The organism is Paraburkholderia sp. EB58 (assembly GCF_050436665.1).
Classification (GTDB): Bacteria; Pseudomonadota; Gammaproteobacteria; order Burkholderiales; family Burkholderiaceae; genus Paraburkholderia.
On the sequence record NZ_JBNDMQ010000008.1, the window covers coordinates 158,455 to 184,607 of the forward strand.

24 protein-coding genes are annotated in these 26,153 nt (G+C 56.9%); 12 read left to right on the top strand and 12 right to left on the bottom strand.

What is annotated here, in order from left to right:
- Positions 1 to 5: 5 nt before the first annotated feature.
- The 10 genes from P3T40_RS14165 to P3T40_RS14210 all read left to right on the top strand — a co-directional run bounded on the left by P3T40_RS14165 (position 6) and on the right by P3T40_RS14210 (position 9,911).
- Positions 6 to 1,568 (top strand): PucR family transcriptional regulator, encoded by a 1,563-nt coding sequence (locus tag P3T40_RS14165; protein ID WP_429268335.1) that lies wholly within the window; start codon positions 6 to 8, stop codon positions 1,566 to 1,568.
- A gap of 134 nt (positions 1,569 to 1,702) precedes the next feature.
- Positions 1,703 to 2,101: an FAD-binding oxidoreductase gene (locus tag P3T40_RS14170; RefSeq protein WP_429268336.1), complete on the top strand. Its 399-nt coding sequence runs from the start codon at positions 1,703 to 1,705 to the stop codon at positions 2,099 to 2,101.
- 11 nt (positions 2,102 to 2,112) lie between these two features.
- Positions 2,113 to 3,585 (top strand): NAD-dependent succinate-semialdehyde dehydrogenase, encoded by a 1,473-nt coding sequence (locus P3T40_RS14175; RefSeq protein WP_429268337.1) that lies wholly within the window; start codon positions 2,113 to 2,115, stop codon positions 3,583 to 3,585.
- Between the two features lie 447 nt (positions 3,586 to 4,032).
- Positions 4,033 to 4,995: an agmatinase gene (gene speB, locus P3T40_RS14180; RefSeq protein WP_429268338.1), complete on the top strand. Its 963-nt coding sequence runs from the start codon at positions 4,033 to 4,035 to the stop codon at positions 4,993 to 4,995.
- An 83-nt stretch (positions 4,996 to 5,078) separates the two neighbouring features.
- Positions 5,079 to 5,861 carry a transporter substrate-binding domain-containing protein gene (locus P3T40_RS14185; protein WP_429268339.1) on the top strand — a complete coding sequence of 261 codons (783 nt, stop codon included), beginning with the start codon at positions 5,079 to 5,081 and terminating at the stop codon, positions 5,859 to 5,861.
- A 90-nt stretch (positions 5,862 to 5,951) separates the two neighbouring features.
- Positions 5,952 to 6,641 (top strand): ABC transporter permease, encoded by a 690-nt coding sequence (locus P3T40_RS14190; RefSeq protein ID WP_429268340.1) that lies wholly within the window; start codon positions 5,952 to 5,954, stop codon positions 6,639 to 6,641.
- 16 nt (positions 6,642 to 6,657) lie between these two features.
- Positions 6,658 to 7,419 (top strand): ABC transporter permease, encoded by a 762-nt coding sequence (locus P3T40_RS14195; protein ID WP_429268341.1) that lies wholly within the window; start codon positions 6,658 to 6,660, stop codon positions 7,417 to 7,419.
- Complete coding sequence (locus P3T40_RS14200; RefSeq protein WP_429268342.1) at positions 7,400 to 8,161, top strand: ABC transporter ATP-binding protein; 762 nt, start codon at positions 7,400 to 7,402, stop codon at positions 8,159 to 8,161. Before P3T40_RS14195 ends, P3T40_RS14200 begins: the two co-directional genes overlap by 20 nt.
- 58 nt (positions 8,162 to 8,219) lie before the next feature.
- Positions 8,220 to 8,918, top strand: a complete 699-nt coding sequence (locus P3T40_RS14205; RefSeq protein WP_429268343.1) for a DUF2848 domain-containing protein — start codon at positions 8,220 to 8,222, stop codon at positions 8,916 to 8,918.
- A gap of 60 nt (positions 8,919 to 8,978) precedes the next feature.
- Positions 8,979 to 9,911 carry a 2-hydroxyacid dehydrogenase gene (locus P3T40_RS14210; RefSeq protein ID WP_429268344.1) on the top strand — a complete coding sequence of 311 codons (933 nt, stop codon included), beginning with the start codon at positions 8,979 to 8,981 and terminating at the stop codon, positions 9,909 to 9,911.
- Positions 9,912 to 10,003: 92 nt separating this feature from the next.
- On the opposite strand, the gene P3T40_RS14215 is transcribed toward P3T40_RS14210, so the two are convergent.
- Positions 10,004 to 10,933, bottom strand: coding sequence for a LysR family transcriptional regulator (locus tag P3T40_RS14215; RefSeq protein ID WP_429268345.1), 930 nt, complete (start codon positions 10,931 to 10,933; stop codon positions 10,004 to 10,006).
- A 2,243-nt stretch (positions 10,934 to 13,176) separates the two neighbouring features.
- Here P3T40_RS14215 and P3T40_RS14220 point away from each other — a divergent pair.
- Complete coding sequence (locus P3T40_RS14220) at positions 13,177 to 13,545, top strand: hypothetical protein (protein WP_429268346.1); 369 nt, start codon at positions 13,177 to 13,179, stop codon at positions 13,543 to 13,545.
- A gap of 297 nt (positions 13,546 to 13,842) precedes the next feature.
- Here P3T40_RS14220 and P3T40_RS14225 read toward each other — a convergent pair whose 3' ends face one another.
- Positions 13,843 to 14,250: a hypothetical protein gene (locus P3T40_RS14225; RefSeq protein WP_429268347.1), complete on the bottom strand. Its 408-nt coding sequence runs from the start codon at positions 14,248 to 14,250 to the stop codon at positions 13,843 to 13,845.
- Positions 14,251 to 14,674: 424 nt separating this feature from the next.
- Here P3T40_RS14225 and P3T40_RS14230 point away from each other — a divergent pair, with 424 nt between their 5' ends.
- Positions 14,675 to 15,004, top strand: a complete 330-nt coding sequence (locus P3T40_RS14230; RefSeq protein ID WP_429268348.1) for a hypothetical protein — start codon at positions 14,675 to 14,677, stop codon at positions 15,002 to 15,004.
- Between the two features lie 1,020 nt (positions 15,005 to 16,024).
- Here the strand turns inward: P3T40_RS14230 and P3T40_RS14235 are convergent.
- Genes P3T40_RS14235 through pxpA form a run of 10 tightly spaced genes read right to left on the bottom strand, consistent with a single transcriptional unit; the run spans position 16,025 to position 26,024 of the window.
- The gene (locus P3T40_RS14235; RefSeq protein WP_429268349.1) at positions 16,025 to 17,398 is read right to left on the bottom strand and encodes an acetyl-CoA carboxylase biotin carboxylase subunit; all 1,374 of its coding nucleotides are present in this window, start codon (positions 17,396 to 17,398) and stop codon (positions 16,025 to 16,027) included.
- A gap of 8 nt (positions 17,399 to 17,406) precedes the next feature.
- Positions 17,407 to 17,652 carry an acetyl-CoA carboxylase gene (locus tag P3T40_RS14240; protein ID WP_429268350.1) on the bottom strand — a complete coding sequence of 82 codons (246 nt, stop codon included), beginning with the start codon at positions 17,650 to 17,652 and terminating at the stop codon, positions 17,407 to 17,409.
- Positions 17,653 to 17,666: 14 nt separating this feature from the next.
- Positions 17,667 to 18,674 (bottom strand): biotin-dependent carboxyltransferase family protein, encoded by a 1,008-nt coding sequence (locus P3T40_RS14245; RefSeq protein WP_429268351.1) that lies wholly within the window; start codon positions 18,672 to 18,674, stop codon positions 17,667 to 17,669.
- Between the two features lie 4 nt (positions 18,675 to 18,678).
- On the bottom strand, positions 18,679 to 19,539 hold the full coding sequence (locus P3T40_RS14250) for a 5-oxoprolinase subunit B family protein (RefSeq protein ID WP_429268352.1): 861 nt from the start codon (positions 19,537 to 19,539) through the stop codon (positions 18,679 to 18,681).
- 22 nt (positions 19,540 to 19,561) lie between these two features.
- A complete protein-coding gene (locus P3T40_RS14255) occupies positions 19,562 to 20,416 on the bottom strand; it encodes an ABC transporter permease (protein WP_429268353.1) in 855 nt (284 codons plus the stop codon).
- Entirely contained in the window at positions 20,413 to 21,288 is an 876-nt protein-coding gene (locus P3T40_RS14260; protein ID WP_429268354.1) for an ABC transporter permease, read from the bottom strand. The genes P3T40_RS14255 and P3T40_RS14260 overlap by 4 nt, the downstream gene beginning before the upstream one ends.
- Before the next feature lie 54 nt (positions 21,289 to 21,342).
- On the bottom strand, positions 21,343 to 22,548 hold the full coding sequence (locus tag P3T40_RS14265) for an ABC transporter substrate-binding protein (RefSeq protein ID WP_429268355.1): 1,206 nt from the start codon (positions 22,546 to 22,548) through the stop codon (positions 21,343 to 21,345).
- Positions 22,549 to 22,579: 31 nt separating this feature from the next.
- Positions 22,580 to 23,722: an ABC transporter ATP-binding protein gene (locus tag P3T40_RS14270; RefSeq protein ID WP_429268356.1), complete on the bottom strand. Its 1,143-nt coding sequence runs from the start codon at positions 23,720 to 23,722 to the stop codon at positions 22,580 to 22,582.
- 47 nt (positions 23,723 to 23,769) lie between these two features.
- Positions 23,770 to 25,278 carry a hypothetical protein gene (locus P3T40_RS14275; RefSeq protein WP_429268357.1) on the bottom strand — a complete coding sequence of 503 codons (1,509 nt, stop codon included), beginning with the start codon at positions 25,276 to 25,278 and terminating at the stop codon, positions 23,770 to 23,772.
- Positions 25,279 to 25,298: 20 nt separating this feature from the next.
- Positions 25,299 to 26,024 (bottom strand): 5-oxoprolinase subunit PxpA, encoded by a 726-nt coding sequence (pxpA, locus tag P3T40_RS14280; protein WP_429268358.1) that lies wholly within the window; start codon positions 26,022 to 26,024, stop codon positions 25,299 to 25,301.
- Positions 26,025 to 26,153: the final 129 nt, after the last annotated feature.

A 26,153-nucleotide genomic window follows, 5' to 3' on the forward strand; every position in this document is an offset into this window, starting at 1 on the left:
ATGCAATGAAGCTCGATACAGCAATCCGTGAAACTGTTTTACGCGAGGCCAAAGTTGTCGCTGGCGAGGAGAACCTGGACCGGGACATAGCATGGGTTCACATGGTCGACCATCCAGACATCGCCCAGTGGGTCAAGTCGGGAGAGCTTCTCCTCACAACCGGCTACAACTGGCCAACTGACGCGAATGCGTCACGCCATCTCGTCTGCGAACTGGCTAAGGCTGGTCTTGCCGGAGTAGTTTTAGCCATCCCAAAATTCCGAGACCATTTTCCGCCTGAAGCAGTCGAGGAAGCGCAAAGAGTGGGGCTTCCGATGTTCGAGCTGCCGTGGGCTGTTCCCTTCAGCCAAGTCACTCACGAAATCCTCGCCAAAATCATCAATTTTCAAGCAAGTATGATTGAGCGCTCTGAGCAGTTGCACCGTGCTCTCACGAATGCGGCAGTGTCTGCGAGCAGCCTATCCGACATTGCTCACACGCTGACCACTCTGCTCGGCAGGCAAGCCACGTTCACAGACACTTCTGGACGGGTTCTCGGAAGTTCGACGCATCAAGTTGAGACCCAGCAGCTCGAACAACAGTTTATACAGACCCTCGCCAAATCAGCAGTCGACATCACGGTGCTTCGTCGGCCGGTGCTAGTGCCTTTTCAGGTCCACTCCGAAGTGCTTTCCAAGCTAAGCATCGCCGTCTATCTGCAAGACAAGATAGTGGCGATTCTCTGGCTCGACCTTGAAGGACATGAGGCCGATGAGTTGGACATGCGTGCCTTGGAGCATGCCAGCATTGTGGCGGCTCTTCACCTCATGCATCAACAACAGCTCAGTCAGCAAGAGGACCGTTTAGGCTATGCACTTGTCGCCGGACTGCTGGACGGAGAATTTTCTCCAAGCGCCAGTGCACTCGAGCGAGCCAAGGTGCGCGGCTGGAACGAAACCACCAACTACAGGGTCTGCCTTGTTCTGCTCGATGAGCCCATTCCACTGACCACGCAAGGGTTGGAGCTCCGAGAGCGCTGGGTTGAGAAGCTTAAACGTCATCTCCGCGCCAGTGGAAACCCTGAACTGATAGCCATCTGGCTCAATCAAATCAAATTCATTCTGTCAGTCGACACGTCAGCGGACGTTTTATGGACCGCAATAGGAGACAAAAAATGCGCCATGGCGGTCAGTCGCGTACACACCGGTATCGATGGGATGGCACAAGGTTCTAAAGACGTCGATGCTCTCTTATCTTCGCTGCGGCCGGGACGCCTGCACGATTTTGACGAGATTCTTTTCCCGAGGGCATTGCTCGGCGATACTGACGCGCGCGGGATGCTGATTAACCGTCTTGTCACGCCGCTCATGTCTCGCCCTCGCGGTGAAGCACTGCTCGAGACTTTGGAGGTGCTTGCCAACGGGGGATTTCAGCTCGCCCACACAGCTCGCGCACTCGACATTCACATCAGCACGATGCGATATCGGCTTGAACAAATCGAAAAAGTTCTCGGGGTTACTTTCGAAGACTCTAAAGTTCGGTTTCAGGTTCAGGTGGCAATGACTCTGTACAGGCTACAGCAAGACTGAGCTCGAATTTCCTACGCAACGTAGGAAGACTTCGATTTTGTGTTACGTTCTAATGCGGAACGACTCCGAAGCACGTTCATGCAAGCGGAATGTGTCGAGCGTGCAGTTCAGTTGCCTATCCACAGTAGATGACGATGAACAAATCTGCCGCGCCTTCGCGTCCCGCCCTCAATCGACTGCTGCATCTGCCACGCCAACTAGCCGACACGTCGACCGCAGACGTACGTTTCGACGCCGGCTCGCGGGCGGCCTACGCATCCGAAGCGTCCAACTATCGGCAGGTAACTATCGGCGTCGTGCTTCCGCGCACGGTTGACGATGTCGTCGCCGTAATGGAAGCCTGCCGCGAGGCCGATGTTCCTGTTCTTACTCGCGGTGCGGGAACGTCCATGTGCGGCCAGTCGGTGAACGTCGCGGTTGTAATTGACACGTCGCGCCACCTGCCCGTCTGCATCTGTAACCCCTATCGCACGCGAGAAAACGACCGCATAGCGTCCGTCCCTATGGCGCGCCCGGTCTGGCAGATATTGTAGAGACACACAACATGGAACTGAGACTGCAAAGAGAAGAGTTACTCCGTAGACAGAACTTTGTCGGTGGGGTTTGGACCGATGCGGCCGACATGGCTCGCTATCCTGTGACTAACCCCGCAACGGGCAAAGTAATCGCGGAAGTTGCGAACAGTGGGAAGGCCGACGCACGTGCCGCTACTGACGCCGCAAGTGAAGCGGCGAGAGAATGGCGACAACGGTTGCCTCGGGAGCGCGCTGAAATCCTCCGGCGCTGGCATTCGCTTATCGTTGAGAACACGGAAGACCTTGCCACGCTCATGTCGATGGAGCAAGGCAAGCCAATGACTGAGAGCCGTGGCGAAGTTGCCTATGGTGCGTCGTACGTCGCATGGTTTGCAGACGAAGCTATACGCATCTACGGCGACCTCATTCCGCAACAACAACGCGGCAAACAGATGTGGGCAATCAAGGAGCCTGTGGGAGTCGTTGCCGCAATCACACCATGGAACTTCCCTTTGGCGATGATTGCTCGCAAAATCGCACCGGCGCTTGCTGCCGGTTGCACAGTCGTCAGCAAGCCGGCCGAAGATACTCCACTTACCGCGCTCGCGCTTGCGATGCTTGCGCAAGAAGCCGGCGTGCCCGCAGGTGTTCTCAACATGCTGAGTGCCTCGCGCGACCAAGGCATCGAAGCGGTGGGAGACTGGCTTGCCGATGACCGCGTGCGCAAGATTACGTTCACGGGCTCCACGGCAGTCGGGAAATATCTCGCCCGTGAGTCGGCTGGCACGCTGAAGAAGCTATCGTTGGAGTTAGGTGGCAACGCTCCCTTCATTGTCTTCGACGATGCCGACCTTGATGCGGCCGTTGTCGGGCTGATGGCTGCGAAATTCCGCAATGGCGGCCAGACGTGCGTCTGCCCGAATCGAATTTATGTACAAGCTGGCGTGTTTGACAAGTTCGCTGAGCTCCTCGTCGCGCGCGTGAGCGCGCTCAAGGTTGCGCCAGCGACTGACCCGCAGGCTCAAATCGGACCGATGATTAACCCCAAGGCCGTAGCGAAAATTGCGCGGCATGTGGACGACGCCGTCTCGAAAGGCGCATCGGTTCTCGTCGGCGGCACTCGCCTTGAGGATTTGGGCCAGAACTACTATGCCCCCACCGTTCTCACGAATGCAACGAACGATATGCTCATCACTTGCGAGGAGACGTTCGGCCCCGTGGCGCCGCTGTACCGATTCGAAACGGAGGAGCAAGCAATCACGCTTGCCAACGACACGCCGTTCGGCTTGGCCGCCTATTTCTATACACGGGACATGCGTCGCGCAGAACGCGTTTCGCGTCGACTGGAAGCCGGCGTTGTGGGACTGAATGAAGGGGGCGTTGCGAGTGAAGCGGCGCCGTTCGGTGGAGTCAAGGAGTCAGGTTACGGGCGCGAAGGGTCGAAATATGGCCTCGACGATTACCTGTCAATCAAATATGTCTGCCAAGGCAACCTCGATTAGCAAAACGTTCAATAGCTGTCTCAATCTCCGCGGTTGACACAGCTTGCTCGGGGCCAACCTTGGAGGGTGAACCGTCCGCTTCTCGGCGACTCCCTCTCGAGAACTCCTCCAGCCTTGCCATGATTGGCGGTGCTTTAACCCGCGAAGCATCTCACTATCACGACGTCAACCGACGAAAACCGCCCTCGATGAACCGCGTTGAGGCCGGTGCAGCAGCGCGTCCCACTGTAAACCAGCACGCAAATGTATCACCGCCCGGTCTTTGGCCGCGATTAGCCGCGCCCAGCGCGGACGTCAACAGGAGTAAGCCTTTCAAGACAATTCAATACATAACTGGGAGCTGATGCAAACGTGCAAACATAGGTATTGGAATGTGTTTTTGTCCGGCGACACTACCTCTAACGCCGCTTCAGATGGTCCTCCGAGACACAAACCAAGGAAAGATTCATGAACAGCTTCAGCGAGACTATCTTCCAGCCGCTTAGCGGAAATGAAATGCCCCGGTTCGGAGGCATTGCAACGATGATGCGTCTTCCCCACGTCGCGTCGACTGAGAATCTCGACGCATGCTTCGTGGGCGTTCCTTTTGATTTGGGAACCGGGAATCGCAATGGCGCTCGGTATGGTCCGCGGCAAATTCGAAGCGAAAGCGTGCTTCTGCGGCCTTACAACATGGCGACACGGGCTGCGCCCTTTGACTCACTGCGCATCGCGGACTTTGGTGACGTAGCAACCAACCCGTACAACATCTTCGATTCGATTACCCGCATTGAGAAGGCCTACGACCAAATTATCGCGAATGGCTGCCGGCCCGTCACGCTTGGCGGCGACCATACTATCGCCCTACCCATACTGCGCGCAATGCATCGCAAGTATGGAAAGGTCGCGGTAGTGCATGTTGACGCTCACGCGGACGTCAACGACACGATGTTCGGTGAAAAAATTGCGCATGGCACGCCGTTCCGACGTGCTGTTGAAGAGGGGCTTCTCGATTGTAAGCGTGTCACTCAAATCGGGCTGCGAGGTACTGGCTACGCGGCAGACGATTTTGACTGGTGTACGGACCAAGGGTTTCGTGTGGTGCAGGCGGAGGAGTGCTGGGGCAAGTCTCTCGTCCCGTTGATGGAAGAAGTTCGCGAGCGCATCGGGTCGGCACCACTGTATCTCAGCTTTGACGTGGACGGCTTGGACCCTTCGTTTGCTCCAGGCACCGGAACGCCAGAAATTGGTGGCCTCACTGTAATGCAGGGACTTGAAGTCATTCGCAGCTTGCGCGGGTTGAATCTAGTCGGTGCGGACATGGTCGAGGTGTCGCCCCCTTATGACCCGCAAGGCAACACTGCGCTCCTGGCGGCCAATCTTGCTTTTGAGATGTTGTGCGTAATGCCGGGAGTCAAGTACCGGAAGTAGTCGCTGACTCAAACGGCCGCCCGCACTCCTACGTTTCCAAAAAAGACTCGTTAGCTAACCTACTACTCGCCACAGGGAAAACCATGAAAATCAAAGCCATCATTGCCGCCTCGGCGCTTTTTTGCTCGGCGTCGTATGCCGCCTTACCCGAAACGGTCACAGTCGGAACCGATGGGTCGTATATGCCGTTCGCCCAAGTCAACGCTGACGGTTCTATCGGCGGCTTCGAGGTTGATGTTGTGAGAAACCTCTGTGGACGCGTCAAGATTAAATGCGTCTTTGTCAACCAGAGTTTTGACTCGCTTATCCCTTCTTTGCAAAGCCATAAGATTGACATCATCTCGGGGTGGCTGTTGAAGACGCCCCCTCGCGAGCGGGTTGTGGCATTCTCTGACACCTACGCGACAGTCTACAACCGCTTCATTGCAAAGAAGGGCTCGAACATCACAATTAGTCCGGAAGGCTTGAAAGGCAAGACAATCGCAATCGAGGGTGGCAGTGCGCAAGACAGCTTCCTGACAAAAACCTACGGAAGTACTGTAAATATCAAAAGGTACACCGGTCAGGGCGACCCGTTCCTCGATTTGAAAAACGGTCGTGCCGACCTGACTTTTGGGTACACGGTGCAAACCGACGAGGCGTTCCTGAAGCTCGGTGATAACAGCAAGAATTTTGAGTACATCGGCCCCTCCTTCACGGGCTCGAACGACCCGGCTCTCGGTGCTGGCGTTGGGCTCGCCTTCCGCAAGGACGATAGCGAGCTCAGAGAGGCTTTCAATCGCGCAATAGCCGCAGCCAAGGCCGATGGAACCTTCACCAAGGTGAGCATGAAGTACTTCGGGCACGACATCACCGCGGCTCAGTAGACCGCATCGAAGTCTTCACGCGTCAGGGAGTTGAGGTCCGATTCGGGCCTCCTACTGCATCAATCTGTCGAACCACGAAGCGAGGCAACTATGTTCTCAGACTACGTTGCGATGGTGCTAAACGGAGCTTGGTTGACACTAGGTCTTGCCGCGAGCGCTCTTGCCTGTTCCATTGCTTTCGGTCTGGTGGCAACAATATTCAAGGTGTCTAACTCTCGCGCTCTGCATCGGGTCGCGGACGGTTACACACAGGTCGTACGAGGCATCCCAGACTTGGTGCTGATGCTGATTGTGTTTTACGGCATACCAGACGTCTTCACCACGCTCGGCTCGCTGGTCGGGAAAAACTGGCAAGTGAACATTCCTCCCTTCGTCGCGGGTTCATTGACGCTTGGTTTCATCTTCGGTGCCTACATGGCCGAAACCTTTCGAGGCGCATTGCTCGCCATCCCGGTGGGGCAGATTGAGGCAGCCTACGCATTCGGAATGACCCCAACGCAAGTTTGGACTTTGGTTCGCCTGCCTCAGATGATTCGCTACGCGTTGCCCGGATTCACCAACAACTGGCTGACCCTCGTTAAAGGGACAGCAGTCGTATCAGTCATCGGCCTGCAGGATGTCATCTTTCGAGCGAAATATGCGGCCCAAGCTACACATCAAGACTTTGCCTTCTACATCGTCTCTCTGCTGGTGTACTTGGCGCTATCAGCCGTGTCACTCCTTGCGTTGAGGAGCGTCTCCACTAGGTACCGCACTGGCGCTGCCAGCGGTGCACGATAATCAGCGAGAGGCAACCATGAACTGGCAAATCGTCGCCGAAAATTGGCAGATGTTCGCCTCTGGCCTGGCTACCACAGTTCTTCTACTGTTGGGTTCTGTGCTGATTGGGCTTCTTGCTGCCATTCCCCTCGCGTTGATGCGAGTCTCAAAAAGTCGCTGGCTGTCGTGGCCCGTCGCATCCCTGACCTTCGTCATACGAGGAGCACCTGTTGTGGTGTTGCTCTATCTCGTCTATTTCGGTCTCGGCCAACTTGACCTCGTGCGAGAAAGCCTCCTGGGCCCCATTCTAGCGAATGCCACCTTTTGTGCAGTGATTGCGCTTGGCATCAGCACGGCCGGCTATACCACCGAAATCTTTTCCGGATGCATCCAGGACCTGCCTCATGGAGAGATTGAGGCGGCTGTGAGTTTCGGTATGCCTCGCATAAAGATTTATCGGTATGTTCTGATACCGGCAATGTTTCGTCGCGCGCTACCGCAATACGCGAATGAAATCATCTTGCTCCTCCACTCGACCTCGCTCGTCAGCCTTATCACTGTCATTGACCTCACCGGCGCCGCTCGAGCAGTGAGTTCGCTTTTCTACATATCCTTTGAACCATATCTCACGATTGGCGCGATTTATCTCGTACTTTCGATGGCCACGCAACGCGTTTTCAAGAGCCTTGAACGTCGATTCCTGCGCCATCTTCACCCGCGCGAAACACAGCAAGCAGCGGCGGTACCGTCGATTCCCACTAACGTAAGAGAGAATACCCATGAGCAAACTCTCGGTTGAAAACCTCCACAAGAAGTTCGGAACACACGAGGTCTTGAAGGGAATCTCTCTCGAAGCTAAGACGAGTGACGTCATCAGCATCATAGGCTCGAGTGGCTCAGGGAAAAGCACTCTTTTGCGGTGCATGAACTTGTTGGAGGCGCCGAATGAGGGGCGAATCTTCTCTAGCCGCGAAGAACTCAAGCTGAGCCGCGGTAGATGCGGAAACCTTGTTGCAGCGGACCTTCGACAACTCGAACGCATTCGGTCAAAGCTGGCAATGGTGTTTCAGAGCTTCAACCTGTGGGCTCATCTGACGGTTCTGCAGAACGTTATGTTGGCGCCTATGCATGTTCAACGAATGTCGAAGGAAGACGCTAAAGAACGTGCCGAGCAGTATCTCCAGCAAGTCGGCCTCTACGAACGTCGAGACTATTACCCAGCGCATCTCTCGGGGGGCCAGCAGCAACGTGCAGCGATTGCGAGGGCGCTTGCCGTTGAGCCAGACGTCATGCTTTTCGATGAGCCGACGTCTGCACTGGACCCAGAATTGGTCGGAGAAGTGCTGCGTGTGATGCAAAAGCTTGCGACCGAAGGCCGCACGATGATAGTCGTCACTCACGAGATGGCGTTCGCACGGAACGTCTCGAACCACACAATCTTCTTGCACCAAGGTCGAATCGAAGAGGAGGGAGACCCCACTGAAATTCTTGAGCGACCGACGAGCCCTCGTCTTCAACAATTTTTGGCCGGGTCGCTTTAGTAAGCGCCGTTCTCATTTTCACCGCACCAAACAAAAACGAATTTCCAAAGGAGATGTCATGTCCGCAGAGAAACATTTGTCTTTTGAAGTAGCTCGTCAGGGAGCGAGCGAGACTATCAATGTTCCCATCAATCGTCTGGTGGTCGCCGGATGGACCGGCCGAGACCAAGCAGCCGTCCGTCATCACATTGAGGAGCTTGCCGAACGTGGTGTGAAGGCCCCTGAGACCACACCGGTCTTTTACCGCGTTTCTGCGGCCAGGCTTACCCGCGCCGAAGTAATCGACGTACCTGGTGTCGGGAATTCTGGTGAGGTCGAATTCGTACTCTTCCAGTACGACGGCGAGCTCTATGTCTCCGTCGGCTCCGACCATACCGAGAACGACGTCGAGGCCTACGGGGTAACGGTCGCGAAGCAAATGTGCGATAAGCCAGTGGCGACCAAAGCGTGGCCGTTCGACGAGGTTGCGCCTCACTGGGACCAGATTTATCTCCGCGCATGGGTTGTCGAAAACGGTGAACGGACGCTGTATCAGGAAGGCCAAGTTTCGGCCATGCTCGACCCTGCCGCACTTCTCGACGGGCTGGCTGAATGTGAGGAAGCGTTTTGCGATGGGACTTTGATGTACAACGGTACCTTCAACGTCATCGGGTCGCTTCGATTTGCCCGGCGCCTGGAAGTCGAGATGTATGACCCCGTTCTTGAGCGTTCAATCGCGCATGGGTACAACATCGAAACCCTGCCGCTTAGAGGCTAGGCAATAGGAGCCTGAACTGCATCCATGCCGCAATGTCTTGCGCTTGTACGTGAGCTAAAAATGAAACCACACATCTATTTCAACAGCAATATTGATTCTCCAGAAGAGTGGAGGGCGGCGCTTTCGCAACACTTTCCGAATATGAAATATTCGGTGGGCGAGGTCTGCGAAGAACCAGAATCAGTGGATGTCGCGCTGGTTTGGAAACTTCCGAACCGAGGACTGTCCTCCTTCAAGAATCTGAAGGCTGTTCTCTCACTTGGAGCTGGAATCAATCAACTCGACCCCGATAAGTTGCCTAAGGATGTTCCACTGGCACGGCTCGTCGATGATTCGCTTACTCAGACCATGATTGAGTACGCTAAAGCAGCGACCTTCCGCTACCACCGCAAATTTCACCTGTTCGAAAGACAATCAAGGGAAGCACAGTGGACCTTTCTCCCGGCAACACTTGCGCAGGAGACGTCCGTCGGCATTCTAGGTCTGGGCGAGCTCGGCGGGGCGATTGCGAAGGCCCTTGCAGGAGAGGGATTTGAAGTGTCGGGTTGGAGTCGAACGCCAAAAGACGTCGATGATATTGCAACCTACTCTGGCAAAGGTGGTCTGTCCGATATGCTGGCAAGCTCGGACATCGTCATCAATGTGCTCCCGCTGACGGACGATACTCGTTCGATTCTCAGTCGAGAGTTCTTCGCTCAGTGTAAGCGAGGTGCTTGCCTCATAAATATGGGGCGCGGGCATCATCTCGTAGACGCGGACCTTCTCGCCGCAATTGACGCTGGGCAGATTCAAGCAGCAACCCTGGACGTCGCAATCGTAGAGCCGCTCCCACCTGCTCATCCGTTCTGGGGACATCCCGCTGTTTTGGTGACGCCTCACGTGGCAGGCATATCAACGCCGGAAACCGCCTCAATCGCAGTCGCGCAGAATATACGGCGTGCGCTCAATGGTGAGCGGCTCGCGCAGCAGGTCGACTTCTCGCGCGGCTACTGAACTGAAGCGTAGAAGGCGGCCTGACCTATCGAAATCAGCGTTTGGCAACGTGGAGGCGACATTGGGCAATCGACACCAATGTCGCCTCTGCTTCAGTACACTAAAGCGCCGACTTCCGTTTCGGCGAGATAAACAGCCCGCAAATCCTCCACAAATGCCTGTGCTACATCCGTACGGCGAGGCGCCTTGCGAGTCGCCATATGGAACGTCACATCGTGAGAAAGCAGTATCTTACTTGGAGGATGAAGCAAACCTTGCGTCACATAAGGTTCCGCGTAGTGATTCGGCAGGTAGCCAATGTATTTCCCTGACATGATTAGAAGTGCCGCCGCTTCCATATTTTCAGCCACAGGCCCAGCGACGACCCCGGTGTTGCCAAAGAAATAGTTCGCTTCTGGGACCGGGTATCTCCGATGTACCCAAATTAAATCGGTGAGCTCGGATTCTGTCGCACTACATCGTCCGAACAACGAATGACCGGTTCCACAATATGCCGTCTGCTTCTCGACGAAGAGCGGTACATAATCCAGCAACGGGGCTCGGTGCCAGAAGTATCCGACTGCCACGTCGATGGCTCCCGAAAACACCTCCTGTTCTATCTCACCGGGCGACCTGACAATCACCGAGAGATGGACGGCCTGGTCACGTCCAAGAAATCGTTGAATCGCTTGACTCAAACGTGCGTTCTGTTTCAGTTCGGCATGACCAATGATGCATATGGTCAGCTTACCAATCAGTTTTTTGTCGAGATTCCGCGACTCAGTCGAAAAGTTGTCGATTGCGTCAAGGAGTTTACGGGCCGACTCTGCGAAGCGCTCACCACGGCCAGTCAAGGAAAATCCACTGCGTCCACGCTCGCAGAGGCGAAACCCTAATCGAGTTTCCAGTGTGGCTAATTGAGAACTGATTGCTGGCTGACTAACATTCAACGTTACTTGTGCAGCGGTCACGCCGCGCGCGTCTACAACCGCCAAGAACGTTCGAATCAAGCGAAGGTCGAGGTCTGAGACGTTCGATATCATGGGTGTAACGTGGTTCTTACCGTCTAGTTCTACAGTCTTCGAAGTCGAGACCCGTGGCCATTTTTCAGGAGTAGGTCGTTTTGGCGATGGCTCTAATGTTAGCGCGGACGCCGCCAGATACGTTCTCGTAACCCGATAGTCATCTGAGAGAGAGCACTCGGTTCGTCGTGGACCCGGGGCACCCGACGCGAGCGAGTTAAAGGTTCTGCCAGATTGCTACCGAACGCGGCGTCACACGCGCGAAATGTCAGGTCGCGCTCTGAACAACGCGAAGTTTCAATGGCGTCGAGAAGCAAGGCCGTGATGGGCGAATATGACGGTAGACGACACATGAACCCTCCGAGAGAGAGCTTTGACTATTGAGCGCAGACTTCAAGAAGGCCCTTTCGGTGACCTTGGACCCCCAACGTCCGGTACCTTCATCTCCAATTTACCTCGCCAAAAAAAAAGTAACTTCGGCCTCACACATTATGTGCCCCCCGACTCGGGAGCAAGCCGCGGGACGCCCGCAGCCGCAACGCAAATCTCCTTATTGCGTTCGAGCCGTTGGCAGTGTTCGGGGAACACGTCAAGCGCCTTGATTACAAGCGTTTGGCAGGCCTCGCCATCCTCAAGCGTGCGAGCCGGCTCCGCGATTGTCAAGGCTAGCGAAGACTTCGTGGAGCGGGCACTGGACCTACATCTAGCCGAAGCCTTCGTCGATGGTTTCATACCGCGTCACGCCGCTTTGCGCATTTGCCTTCGACGCGAAAAGAAGGCCTCTACCGGCGGCGATTGTCGTCAGTCTCATGGAATTATCAGTCCCCTGATTTTGGATTGAATGCTTGTGTGTATATGTTCGTCTGCGCACTGACCACTCGATTGAAAAAGCCAGCCGTCAGCGTTGGCGCAAAACTCTGGTCATCCCGAGGGGCGCATCAGAGCTTGAGAGGATGGGTTCAATGCGCGAGCGCGCAACTGCCGTCAATCTTGGAACGGGCGGTTCCTACCGGTGAATGACGAACGCATCCGGAAGGCGACTTAAAACGGGTGATGCTGCAGCCAGTCCACGTAAGAATCGATGCCTTACGGCAACGAAGCGGAGGGCTCGTAGCCCTGTTCAGCGGGTGCACGCGACAGGTCGAACCTTCCCGCTCCCATCGAGAACCTCAATGGTTCCAGGACAGACTGCGATGTCCACTGCGGGAATGCACCCTCGCGGTCGGTCGGCTCAATAACAGGTGACCGTAGTAGTGCATTGACTGTGAGCCCGTGAACCGGGGATGTATCGCGTGTTGAAACGAATAGATTGAAATGGCAACGCGCGCCCGATGTCACTCTTGGGCCCGGGATTACGCCATCAATGGAATACGGCTCGTTGATGGCAGCTCGCCGAGGAGGTACGACATATCGATGAGGTGTTGTGCGGCGAGGTGCCGTACTTCACCTTCGCACTGCCATAGGCGCCGTGCGTGCATTGCATGATGTCATGCAGGGTGCCGCACTCGCCGAGTGATGTTCATATCGATACGTATCAAGACGGGTAGCGTGCCGGGGCGACTATAGCCTCCTAGCCGTGCAAGCGCGTCTGTCGCGAGGCTCGCGCCGACTGGGCATCCATCATTGTCTCGTTTGGCATGGGGGATTGGGCGCGGCGGCGACTCGGCTACCGTGACCTCTTCCGTCAGCTCTTGGAACACCGAGCGGTGCGGAACGGCTGCAGTCGTCGCATAGCCACAGGTCCCCACCCCCAATCAAGGTTGATGAACTGCGCCAGCCTTCGGCATATTCCGGCCAGGGGCGCAGGTTGACCAGGCGAGGCACGTGGCAGCTACCACCTATCCTTCGACGGCAGGACAGGTTCGGCGCATCGATGCGGGTCTCCGCGGGCGGTAAACATCGTTGAGTGCAGATGGTGACAGGCCGCCTGTCCTGGTAAGCAAAATCCGTCAGGCACGAATTGGCGTCTCCGCCGGAGGCAGAGTGGCGCCTCGCCGGGAGGAGCGAGCGAAGCGAGCTGAGTTGGCCCTTGAATAGTCTTAATTGAAACTCTTTTAAATATGTATTGGCCTCGCCATTCTCCCAAAAAGTCCGTGCATTTCAGCTGAGTCTTCCATCTCCACGGCGCTACAGGTCCCTCGCTCTTAGCCACAAGTCCCCGTCGCTCCAGCCACAGGTCCCTGGTCGTCACGGGCATGGTTCCTATCTCGCCGTATACTGTCTGCCGTCCGTCGGGCGGCCATGTAACCCTGACAGGAACGACAATGACCGCAGCACAGAACAACACGCAAGCAGCATGGCCGAAGCTGCCGCTTCCCCACGGCTTGGGGAAAAACTCCGTCACCGCGCACGCGCTCGCGCGAAGCGCCATCTTTAGCACGCAGTCTTACGGGCCGAAGGCCGAGCGTCCCCAGTATTTCGCGAAGACGGAGCTTGCGACGACCAAAACGAGCGACATAAAGGTGTTCCAGACCGCCGGTCGAGGGCTCGACCAGGGCGACGCTGACGTGTTCTACGAACTTCTCAGGCGTGTATTCAACAGTGGCCAGGAAATGCATCGCGAAGCACGGGTATGTTTCAATCGGGGCGAACTAATCAAGACACTCGGACCACCCTGGTCGCACAGTCCATAACGTACCTGTTTCAATTTGGTGGCAAAGACAACCTGCAGCATGTGTTCGAAGCCAAGGTCCTGAATTCAGAAGCTCCTGTCCCGCAAAACGAGATATTCGAGTGTAGGTGGTACAACACCGGGGAGCTGGAGCACCTCGCGACCAGCGTTGCAACGAGGGGAATCCTTGAGTGCCTGTACTTTCGCCGGTGAGCGCGGCCGGATAGCCGCAGGAAAAGGCCACCAGGTAACGCGCACGCTGCGACATAAGCCCATCGGATTGCCATTGTGCCCAACGCCTCAACGGACACTGCTCGTGTCAATGGTCGTGCCTCTCGTCGCCGTCTCCGTGGTCGCGGTGCCAGTCACCTTGCGGGCCTCCGCCGTCGTGGTCATGGCCCCAGTCGCCACGATGCCCATCATAATGGTCCCGGGCGTCGCGCCACTCCCGTTCATCGTGATGGCGCTGCTCCCACTCACGACGCTCCCAGTAGCGATGGCCATCGTAGTACCTGTCCCCATACCAGCCCGGACCAATGACAACGGCGGGGGGTGGTTCAACGTACACCGGCGGAGGCGGAGCGTAGACCGGCTCGGGCGCGTACACGACACCCGGGACACCAATATTGACACCGACATCAACGTGCGCGAATGCGGTAGCAGATACACCGACGCCGAGGCCGGCGGCCAGTGCCATTGCGAACCAGCGTGTGCGTGAGATGCTCATAATTTTCATAGTCCAGGATGCGTCAGTGAGAAAGTGAATGCGCAAGCAATTCAGTCGACGTCAATAGTGGTCGTGGTCGTGATAATGGTCGTGGTAGCCGCCTTCAGGGACAACGATGCAGCCGCTGAGTATGCTGCCGAGACACACGGCCATCAGCATCAGCGCAAAGATTCTTTTCATAACGTGCCTTACTTGTCAGTTGTGCACGCACTATATTTGGAGCGCAGACTGCCGGTGTGTTTGTGTGTAACGAGACGTGTAAATTTGAAACATCTACCGCGTCCCGGGCCCTCTTGGAAGTCCCGTCCGAAAGCGAAATATTCGGTTTGAGAACTCACAACTCATTGGTCAACATCGTGGTCGTCCGGGACGTTGAGGAGATGAACGGCTAGCAACCGTCCCTTCAACCCAATCGGAGACGAACATGCACAACATTGCCTACAAAATCGCCGCTGTCGCAGCACTTGCCTTGTCATTCGCCGGCACCGCGTCAGCGCAAACCAACTGGGATGCGATGCACCCACACCGCGTTGAGGTCAACCATCGCCTCGCGAATCAGCAACGACGAATTCATCAGCAAGTTCGGGAAGGCAAAATGTCGAACGCCGAGGCGGCGAGACTGCATCGCGATGACCATCAGATTCGCCGGGAGGAGCGCGATATGGCAAGCCAGAACGGCAGCCATATCACCCGGCGAGAAAACTACGCGTTGAATCAGCAGGAAAACCACGTAAGCCGACAAATCGGCCAATAGCGCCTATCGCCAACACCAGCGGTAAGCGAGGTGCGGAACTAGGGGCGGCAGTCTACGCTTTTCCTCGGCGTCGGTTGGCCCCAGAGTTGCATGAGGGGACCCCCGACGACCGTCACCGGCAATACTGCGAACATCGACTGGGTGCCTAACATGTGCAGTGGCTTGGTGCTTCTTGACCGGAGTATTATCAAATTGACCCGTACCCAGAGGAAGACGAATTGCTTTTGCACCCTAGGAGCATCAGATGCGCAGTCCTGCTATTTCTGCTTCTCTGCAGCCCAATCTCAAGGGCAACCGACATTCAATGTGAGAGCACGCAACAGCCGGCCCAGCGGGTCATATGCGACCACGCGATTTTGAACCACGAGTACGACGACATCTATGAGCAGCAGCAGAGGCTAGTTCAGCAAGGAAAGCTGACAGCGAACGACATCGCGGCCTGGAAGCGGAAACGCGATAGCTGTGCTGACGTGCATTGCATCGACGGTGTATTCGCTCAATGGAGTGCTACCGACAAGGGTCTTGAGCACAGTGCAGCGGTGCCTGTCATAACCGCGTCGGCACCGGTCATAACCGCATCGGAAGCACTCGGGCCTGCCCCCGGTGCGTCGCCAGCTTCGCCGGCCGCTGCTGAGGCAAGCCGGCAATCGTCGAGCGTCCCCGTCTCGCGCCAGGGAAGCGCATACGGCATCGCTCTGCCGCAGTCGGTTCCATCGACCGCTTCTGCCCCAGCCCCAATAAGTAGCGCATCCGCGACCACGCGCACATCAGGGGGAATGGTCGGTTCGTTGTTTTTCGTTCTTGGAACTTTGCTCGTTATCGCGGGACTAGGCGTTGGCGCGATATTGATTTACCAAAGAAGACGCTAAAGATAACTTCGAACGCGCATCACCCGACGAGATGCCGTACGTCTCCACGCATTTTGGCTCGTCGAAGCAGACCCAGCAAAGCCGGAGCGGTGAGATGCGGGCACGGCGTATATTCGCGACGTCGCCGCCCTTGGGAATCGATTTCCTGCCCTTAATCGGCGATGCCGCTCACGATTCTGGAGAGATTTGCTTCCAGATATCCGGTGTGATAGTCGCCCGCACGGAAGCCTTCGTCGTCGAGCAACGCAAGATGAAGTGGCTTCGTAGTCTTCAGGCCTTCGACGTCGAATTCGTCAAGTGCACGCTTCATGCGTTCGATTGCCTCAGGTCTGGCACAGTCCCAGACGACGACCTTGGCAAGAAGGGAGTCATAGTACGGGGGGACCGAGTAGCCTTCGTAAAGATGTGTCTCGACACGTACCCCTGGTCCTGCCGGTAACCGCAATTCACTAACTGTACCTGGCGCCGGCATGAAGTTTTTTTGTGGGTCTTCCGCATTAATGCGACATTCGATTGCGGCACCACGTAACACGATTTCCGCCTGGTTGTGCTGCAAGGGTTCTCCGGTGGCAAGCCGCAGAGACTCCCGCACAATGTCGATACCCGTAACCATCTCTGTAATTGGATGCTCCACCTGAACGCGGGTGTTCATCTCAATGAAAAAGAACTCCGAGGTCTTCGGGTCGTAAAGATACTCGACGGTGCCGACGCCGCGATAACCGACAGACTCTGCAAGTGCAACAGCGGACAGACACATCTTTTGACGGACCTCACTGTCCAGCGAGGGAGACGGAGCTTCTTCGACCAGCTTCTGTCTACGCCGCTGAAGCGAGCACTCGCGCTCGAAAAGATGTATCGCGCGCTCGCCGTCCGCCAGAATCTGGACTTCCACGTGACGCGCCAATCCGACGAATCGCTCGAGATAAAGTCCACCGTAGCCGAATGCGCTCTGGGCTTCACGAGTCGCGATGGGGTATTGAGCCTCCAGCTCTTTCGCGTCTGCTGCAACTCGAATGCCTCGTCCTCCCCCGCCGGCTGCGGCCTTAAGCATGACCGGGTAGCCAACCAGGTCAGCATTGACAATAGCGGCGGCGAGATTTTCGACCACGCCCTCGCTGCCGGGAACTGTCGGTACGCCTGCTTTCATCGCGCAAGCTCGCGCCTGTGCCTTGTCACCCATCAGCGTGATTGCTCGTGGCGACGGACCGACGAAAATCAGACCGGCGTCGACCACCGCTTGCGCGAATCCTGCGTTTTCTGACAGAAAGCCGTAGCCTGGGTGTACGGCGTCGGCGCCAGCTCCTTTCGCCGCAGCCACAACTGCCGCGATGTCGAGATAGCTCTTCGCTGCCGGGGCCGGTCCAACGGTAACTACTTCGTCGGCCATACGCGCAGCAAGACTGTCTACATCGGCCGCGCTGCAGCCAAGAACGGTCTGCATTCCGAGCTCGCGCGCCGCACGAATGATACGCACTGCAATCTCACCCCGGTTCGCGACAAACACCTTCCTGATGCGTTGTTGCATATCGTTCCTCAGCTCGTGGAAATGATAGCGAGCACAGCATCGGAATCTACGGCTTCGCCGTCCCCAACGACGAACGAGGTCACGATGCCCTCGACGCCCGCATACACCTCGTTAAACTGTTTCATCAGCTCAATGCTGCCAATCACTGTTTCCGAACTGACGGTTTGCCCTTCGCTGACAAACGGCGGCTCGCCGGGAGCGGGGCTTCGATAGAAGGTGCCTGGAATCGGGCTTTTGACATCGACATCTGACATGTGTTTTCCCTTTGTTAGGCCTTGACGCTGCCCACTTCAACAAGCGATTGGTTGCTGCAAAGCTTGTCCAGCCGGCGTCGTCCTTCATTTGCGTCGGCCATGGTGATGCGTCGAAAGCGCAATTTTGCGTGCGGCCTGGCCTGTCCGAGGCGCCACAGGTCGAAGCGCGGAACCGTAAAAGGAACGAAAAATCCGCCCGCACTCGGTGAGTCGTTAATGAAGACAATAGGCGTCTGCCCTGCAATGCTGATACCCCCAACCGGGTATCCATGGTCGAGGATGTTCGAGGGCTCGCTACCATGTTCAGCAGGCTTCGCATATGCCCGCGGAGAAAAGGTAAATTGCGGACCAGACAAACGCAGGCCCGTTCGATTGCTGTTTGTACTCACCGTCCATTCGCTATCGAAGAACATCATGATGGAATCATCTTCGAGCCAGGCGTTGTTCGGGCCGAGCATCGCCGCTATGCGCGAGTCTGAAGACTCTGCCGATGCGGACGGGTGAATGGGCGGCCGCGCGCTGTCGACGACGGTCAGCAGCTTGCGCATGGGGTTAGGTTCTCCGACGGGCACTTGCTCGCCGGTCTTGAGCGAACCACCGCTGATGCCGCCGATGCGAGCCATATGGAAAGTCGCCCGCGAGCCAAGCACACTCGCGGTTGCGATGCCTCCGGAAACCGCAATGTAACCTCTTGCACCGGTCTTCGCCGCTGCACATGCGAGCACCTGACCGGCACGCACGTGAATTGTCTGCCACAGCGGGATAACTCCGTCGTCCAGTTTTGCGACCACATCAGCTCCAGTCAGCGCGATGGCACAGTCGCAATGAAAACGCAGCGTCGGGCCAATGAACTGCCACTCTAGTGCGGCGGTGTCCCGGTGATTTCCAACCAGCAAATTGGCGAGTCGAAAGGACCATGCGTCCGCGGGACCGGACGGGGGGAAGCCCTGTTCCCAGTGCCCGATGCGGCCGGGCAACTCCTGTATCGTGGTCTCGAGCCCATGCTTGACTATTTCGAACATCGCCTCACTCCTTGACAAGGTCGCCCAGCCAGTCCTGATATCGGGCGACCGAGAAAATCTGATAGTCAATCATCGGATGCTGATACGTCCCGTCGCTCACCTTCGCCTCGATGAAGTCGTACTCCTCCCTTCCGATTGGGGTAAAGCGGACCCGGTCACCAGGCCGGAACAAGGCAAGACTGTCCTTAAACGCTGCAAGCCGCTGGTCCTTATCCCAGATTGGCATCGGCGTACGGGCAAATATCTGGTAGCCGCCCGGCGAGCGGTCTGGATAGATGCATGTCAGTCCGCCGCCCACCCCGATTGTTCCCTTCGGCGTCCAGCCGCGCGGCGGGTTGTACTTGGGCGCCGTTAGCCTGGCACGAGGGTCAAGCGGCATGAGCGAGCAGAGCCCAGGCCAGAAACCCAGCGCGGCCACCCAGTATTCCGTACCGGAGTGCATGCGTTGCAAAGCCGCCCGGTCGGTGAGCCCATTTGCCTGACAGAGCAATTCCGGGTCCGGTACTTTATCGGGGTAAGTCTTGCGGTAATCTGCCATACATTCTTCGGTCCACGGGTCGAAGTAGTAGAGCGGGACGTAGAAGAGCCGGCTTGGCATCTCCGTGATACCGTCTCCCGACTGTTGGGCAGAAATGCTCTGTATCTCCATCACAACGTCGTCATAGGAGATACGGTCGGGGTCGTACGAAACAAGCAGGGATGCCAGTTCAGGTACCAACTCGATGACACCTTCTATGTCCGCTTCGCGGATAGAGTAGGCGAGAGCCTGGACCTTGACGTTCAGGTCGAAGCTCATTTCGTCACCAAGTTCAACCTCGATAAATGAGTCACCCGCCGGACTGAATCGCGGCACTGGATGGTGCATGGTCGCCTCGAATGATGATTGGTCAGTTCTTGTCCATGCGGACGAAGAGCACCCAGAACAACGCCGCCAGCGACGGCAGCACAACTGCGAGCACAATCGTCTCGAGACAAAAGATTACCGGCACCTGTGACTGCTGCGACGACGCCATCATCCAGTTCCAGATGGGCATTGTCTCTGCTGTGCCGCGCAGGAAAATCGAGCGCTGCACCTCATTGAATGAAATCAGAAACCCGAACGTGCCCGCGCCAATAATGCCCGGTCGCAGAATGGGCATCTCGATGTCCCAGAAGGTGCGCCAGCCGGACGCGCCGAGGTCGGCCGCCGCCTCCACAAGTCGGCTGTCGAACCGGGTGGTAAGGACGAGCACAATCAGCAATGAGAACGGAAAGGCCCAGACCACATGCCCCAGGAAAATTGACCAGTAGCCGAGCGTCAGTCCCAGCATTGGGCGAAGGAAGATGAACTGGGCCGCGCCCATCGACATGCCTGGTATGAACAAAGGCAATACTGCAAGCAACACGAGCGTTCCCGCTCGCTTCGAATGCGGTAGCACGCGCCCGACAAGTGTGGCCGTGACTGCAGTGACGGCACCCACCCCGAGCGCAATCAGCACGCTGATGCCGAACGGAGCAAGCCAGTCCCCGGACTGAAACAGGGCGACGTAGTTCGCGCCTGAAAACGGCAGCGGAAGGCCGGAGAGTGGTTGCGCACTGATGGACATGAGCGCAAGCCACAGCAACGGGAAGTAAATGATTCCCAGAGCACCGAACACGACAAACTTCGCGACCCGGGGCCATCCCGCCCAGTAACTCCAGGCTCCGCCTTGAACCGGCCGGTCGAGCTTCGCGGTCGGCATATCAATGACTGACTGGTTCAACTTTGCAGACTCCGGAAAGACATGGAAAGGTCGGCGAAACGGCGGGTCACGAACATCAGAAATGCGAAGATGACGCCAATCATCAGAACGACGAAGCTCGAGAGTGCGGCCACAGTTGGATAGCGCAACGCACCGTACGCGCTGTCCACCGAATTACTCAGCATGTTGACGAATCCTCCGCCCAGCAGATTTGGCTCTACCCACGATGCCAGTGCAGGTCCAAGAGTAAAGACGACGCCTGCCAGCACGCCGGGCAGCGAAAGCGGAAGGATAATGTCGACGACGATGCGCGCCGGAGTTGCTCCAAGGTCTGCCGCGGCCGAAATCAATGTGTCGTCGATGACACTGATTGCCATGTAAATCGGCAGAATCATCATTGGGAAATACGACACCACCATGCCGAAGTGGACTGCGGTTTCGGTGTAAAGCATTCCCCTGATGGGAGACTGGATGACATGCAACGCCATGAGGACATGGTTAATCAGGCCGTTCTCGTCCAGGATTCCGCGCCACACGATAATTCGCGATGACTGGTCGAGGAAGAACGGGATGGTCAGCAGCGCCAGAACAATTGCACGTGTCGCCTTTGTGCAGTTACCCTTCGCCAGCCACAACGCAGAAGGAAACGCGAGCACCAGTTCGATTAGTGTGACCGTCAGAGCAATCCGGAGGGTTCGCACAGTCACCTCGAAACGGCCAGAGGTGAAAATGCTCTCCCACGTTTTGAGCGACGGTTTGTAAATCATCATGAAGTTGCTGCTGTCGAAAAAACTATACACAAGCAGCACAACCAAGGGAGCGATTACGACAAACAGCCACACGCAGAGGAAGCTGCGAAGCAGCCACGGTGAACGGTCAAGTGGTGTTCGCATTCCCGCTCCCCTGGATGATTTCTGAGTCAGTATGGCCATGGTGTCGTCCGACGCTCACGCATTAAGAAACCGTTGCCACTCTTCTTCGATTGCATCCGAATGCGAGGGAGTAGTGGTGCTGACAAACGGTTTGGAAAACTTTCTGTCAACCTTTTGCTGGGTTTCCTTGAGGCTCTGAATCTGGTCGGCAGACCAGTTATGTGCCGTTGCATACTGGACGGCGAGGTCCATGTTGGGACCGGCATAGCCGCGGTCTCGTGCCTGCAACGCGCGGTATTCTCCGTCGAGGAAATAATTCAGCATCTTGTAGACGGTGTCTTCGTTGCCCCGGCTCTTCACCTGAGAGGCTATATATGCCCCATGGCCCCACTTGTAATATCCCTCTTCGGTGTACGCATATCGCGTCTTGCCGTCGCCGAGCTTAAGGTTTGCTTCATGGACCGCCGGCTCCCAGCAGTTCAGCACGTCGACTTCGTGGTTCGTGAGTAGCTGAATCTGCTGCTCGTAGGAACTCACCAGCGTACGAAACTGTCCCGCCTTCTTGCGCGCCACCAGGAAATCCACGACCGTCTTTGCTTCCTCGGGAGTCAGGTCAGCCGGATTGTCGACCTTTGCCTTTCCTGTTGACTTGAGGTACAGCGCAGCGACACCAATTGAGTAATTCCACTCGTTGTCGTACCCGACGCGTCCCCGCGTGCGGTCGTCTTCAAAGACCGTTTTCCATGAAAGGTCCGATGTACCGTCGGGCTTTACTCCAAGCTTGTCCGGGAAGTAACCAAAGCTGTCAGCGTTGCCGATGACGGGAACACCGTACTGCTTTCCGTCCTTCCCGACCACGACCTGTGAGCGCTTCCAGACGTCGGGCGTACGTTGCCACAGCTTGAGATTCGGGTTCTTCTCATCTAAGACGAGGTAAGCACCCTGCGGCCCCAGAATGTTTTGCGTGCCTCCCTCGAAGATGAAAATATCGGCCTTATTGCCCATCTGCGAGGCCAGGATGTCGCGCAAGTACACGCCAACATCATTGTTGGAGCCAATGAACTCCATCTTTAGCCCCGTCGATTTCGTCAGTGCCGACCAGTCCTTCAACTGCGCCGTTGTCACGCCATATGCGCGAACGGTTTGCGAATCTGCGGCTGCAGCGACGCCGCTAAAGCCGAACGAACCTGTCAACGCGAAGGCACCGGTCGCGGCGAGGCTCTTCAACATGTCGCGCCGGGTCAGGGTGAGTTGCGAAGTGATGGAATGGCGGTCTTTCATGTTCAAACCTCTCTTTTGACGTCCGGATACGTTAGTTAGGAAGAAGCACACAGTCCTGCACGCGGCAGGTCACCGCATTGAATGCACCTGGCATTGCACTTTGGTCCCAACTGCGAATTTTCAGTCGCGTTGAGTCAGGGGCTTGGGCCGTCTGGTCGGTATACTTGCCGCGATAGACGTGCTCAGTGGGCGAGCACGCAATCACATTGGTGTCGCCGACAACACAAGCTTCCGTGACTGGCGTCAGGCGTTCCGCCCGAACTGCGAGCAATGCGGTGTCGCCCTGTTTGAAGCCTGCTCCGGATGCACATACACCGCGCAACTCTGTACCGTTGAAATTGACCGTCGCTTCACCGCTTTCTGCGACCGCCTGAACAGTACAGGGCAGAATATTGTCGAAGCCCATGAATTCCGCCGCAAAACGGCTCGCCGGACGGTCGAAAAGGTTCTCGGGAGTACCGCACTGTTCGATGCGCCCGCGGCGCATCAGAATGATGCGGTCGCTCATCGTCAATGCTTCTTCCTGGCTGTGGGTAATGTAGATGAAAGTCATGCCGAGTGCGCGATGTATGTCGACCAGTTCGGCCTGCATGTCGTATCGCAGCTTTTCATCCAATGCGCCCAGAGGTTCGTCAAGAAGCAGGATGGCCGGCCGCGTCACAATGGCTCTAGCCAGCGCGACACGCTGACGCTCGCCACCTGAAAGCTGGCCGATGCGCCGGGTACCCTTTCCAGCCAGACGAACCATAGACAGTGCGTCGTTCGCCTGACGCCTGCATTCATCCTTGCCCACGCCGCGCAGTTTCAAGCCGTAGCAGACGTTTTCCTCGACCGACATGTGTGGAAAGAGCGCATAGCTCTGGAACACGGTCGTACAGTTCCGCTTCGCGGCCGGCACGTCGCGCACATCAACGCCGTCAAGCGTCAGCTGCGCTGCGTGCGACACCTTCTCGAGGCCCGATATCACACGCAACATCGTTGTCTTTCCTGAGCCACTCTCCCCGAGAATCGTCAGAAATTCGCCGCGCCTGACATCGAGGGATACGTGGTCAAGTGCAGTTACCGGACCATACTGATGGACCAGGTCAACCGCCCGCAGGATGTAATCGTCTTGTCCTTTGGCACGCTCAGGTCCCTCGCGGGAATCCTGTTTCACGTCGGTTGACATACCCATAGACGAAACCAGAGTCTGAGCGTACCCGCCTACTTCGCTGCTCACTCTTAACATATCAAAACCTCGACAGTCAGCATGGTTGCAGCAACCGAAATCGCATGCTGCAGGATGGCAACGGTGGTCGACAGAGGGTCAACCGTCTGATACTTGAATTCAGATTCCATGGCGCTGCCGCCAGCATTACCGGCCAGTTGCGCAGCGACTGCACGACAGCCAACTGCAACACAGTCGAGTGCCGCTCGGCGCACGTCACCAGCGCTGTCCGCCTTCAACCTCATGATTGATGCGGCCACCGAGAGAAGCGCCTGCCCCCCTCCCTCAACAACACCCGAAGCTCTCGAAGCAGCCAGCGCTGCAAGCGCAGCACGAGCGCTTCCGACCCGTTGCTCCGCCTCCCAGTGCGTACGACCGCCTATTCGCAAAACGGCCCAGTTACCTGCGAGTCGCGCAGCACGTCTTTGAAGTTTTTCCCGGTCCAATGCCAGGTATCGCTGGGACGCAGCCTGCCCAAACAGTAATGAGCGTCGTGCATGAATCGCGTTCACGTCGCCGCTGGGCTCCGAAAATATGGCACGACCATGCTCCAGAATCAGCCGCGAAGTTCGACCCAACATTGATGGACGAACATTGGCCATCGACGTGCCAGTCTCTTCACTAATGACTGTGGCGCCGGTGGCCACGCAAAGGTCGTCGAGCAGATGCATGGCCTGCTCACCGACCTCGGCCGGAATCAATCCGAGGACATGCATCCGAAGCGCGGCGCGGTTAGCCGCCAGCGTGCTGCGTGCTGCACCTTCGAAACCTCGTGCAACAATGACGAGAGCCTTGGAGTGCAATGCAAACTGCTCAAGAATTCGGGCGAGTGGACCAAAGTCACTGAGTATTTCGTTGACGACCAGCACATGCGCCGAGTCCATCTCCATACGCAGGCCTTGTTCTTCTGTTGAAAGGCCCGCGGCTTCGGGAACTACATCGAGACAGTAACCGGAATAGCGCTCAAACTTGATGTCGAAGCCACTTCCTTGCTGGATATCGATGGCGCCTTTCTCCGATGATGTGGAATAGGCGTCGCTGAGGGTGCGCGCGATGTCTTCTTCGGCGCAGGCGCTACGAGCTACGTCGAACCCGTCAGCCGCCTCGCATCGCTGCACTTCGACGAGAGCGGGCATCTCACTCTGTAGCTGCTGGATTTCCTTGCAGAGCAGAGCTGGCGCGGTCCCATGTGAAATGTGTTTTGCCGCCTCCGCGTAGATGGCTACCGCAATACATGCGGTACGCGCGGTTCCGTCTTCGAGGTCGCGCTGAACCTCCCAAAGAGCATCCCTCAGGATACGGAGCGCGACTGTGCCGGCGCCTGACTCTTCCGTCACACGACGTGCTATATCAAGTCCCGATGAACTGTGGTGCGGACCACCTGAACCGCCGTCATACAGAAGGCCTCGGCCATGTGGGCCGAGCGACGAGCCGATTGCACGCGCCCCCATGGAGAGGGCACGCAGTACTAACACGCGCGCTTTCGCTCCTGTAACGATTGTCGATGTGCTCACGGCTTGCATGGTCGCGATTCCGTATCGGCTTAGAGACGGTCCACGACCGCTTCATAAACCGCCTTCGCGAGAGGCAAAGCACCTGGAGTGTCGCTATGAACGCATATCGAATCGATAGCTACGGGCACAGATACACCATTGACGGACCTGGCGGTCTTCTCGCGCAACGCTCGCATGACCTTGGCAACGGCGTCTTCTGGCGCAACCGCCTCGTGAATCATCGTGATGATTTGACGACCTTCGTCGTCGTATTCGAGGTCTGCATAGAACTCGCACGAGTACTCGACGCCACGCTGGTCGAATACGCGAGTCATTTCACTGTCGGTGCACGCGATAACGGGGAGTTTGAGCGCCAACGCGGCGTCAGCAATGCCCTCCGCCACGGCGTTGTACTTCATTGCCATGCCCATCAACGCGCCGTGGGGCTTGATATGCGAAAGCGTCATTTGCTCTGCATCGAGAAATGCTCTCAGCGCGCCGGTCTGGTACAAAACGAGCGCAGCCGTCTCGTTGCGCGAGAACTTCATTTCCCGACGCCCGAACCCCTCCCTGTCCGGCAGGCCCGGGTGCGAGCCGACCTTGACGTTATGTTGCTTCGCAGCGCGGACCGTCCGCCACATGACGTTTGGGTCAGATGCGTGAAAACCACATGCGACGTTCGCATGCGTGACGTAAGGCATCACCGCGGCGTCGTCACCCAGCTGGTAGATGCCAAACGCCTCGCCCATGTCACAGTTGATGGTAAGACCTTTCATCGAATGTCCTTTTGACGGGAGTCCGTCAGTACACACAATTCGTCGCGGCGCGACGTACACCATGGCGCAGGAGAGACCTGGCAGAGACCACACATTCGCCGCCCACCCGAGCCACCCAATCCACGGCAG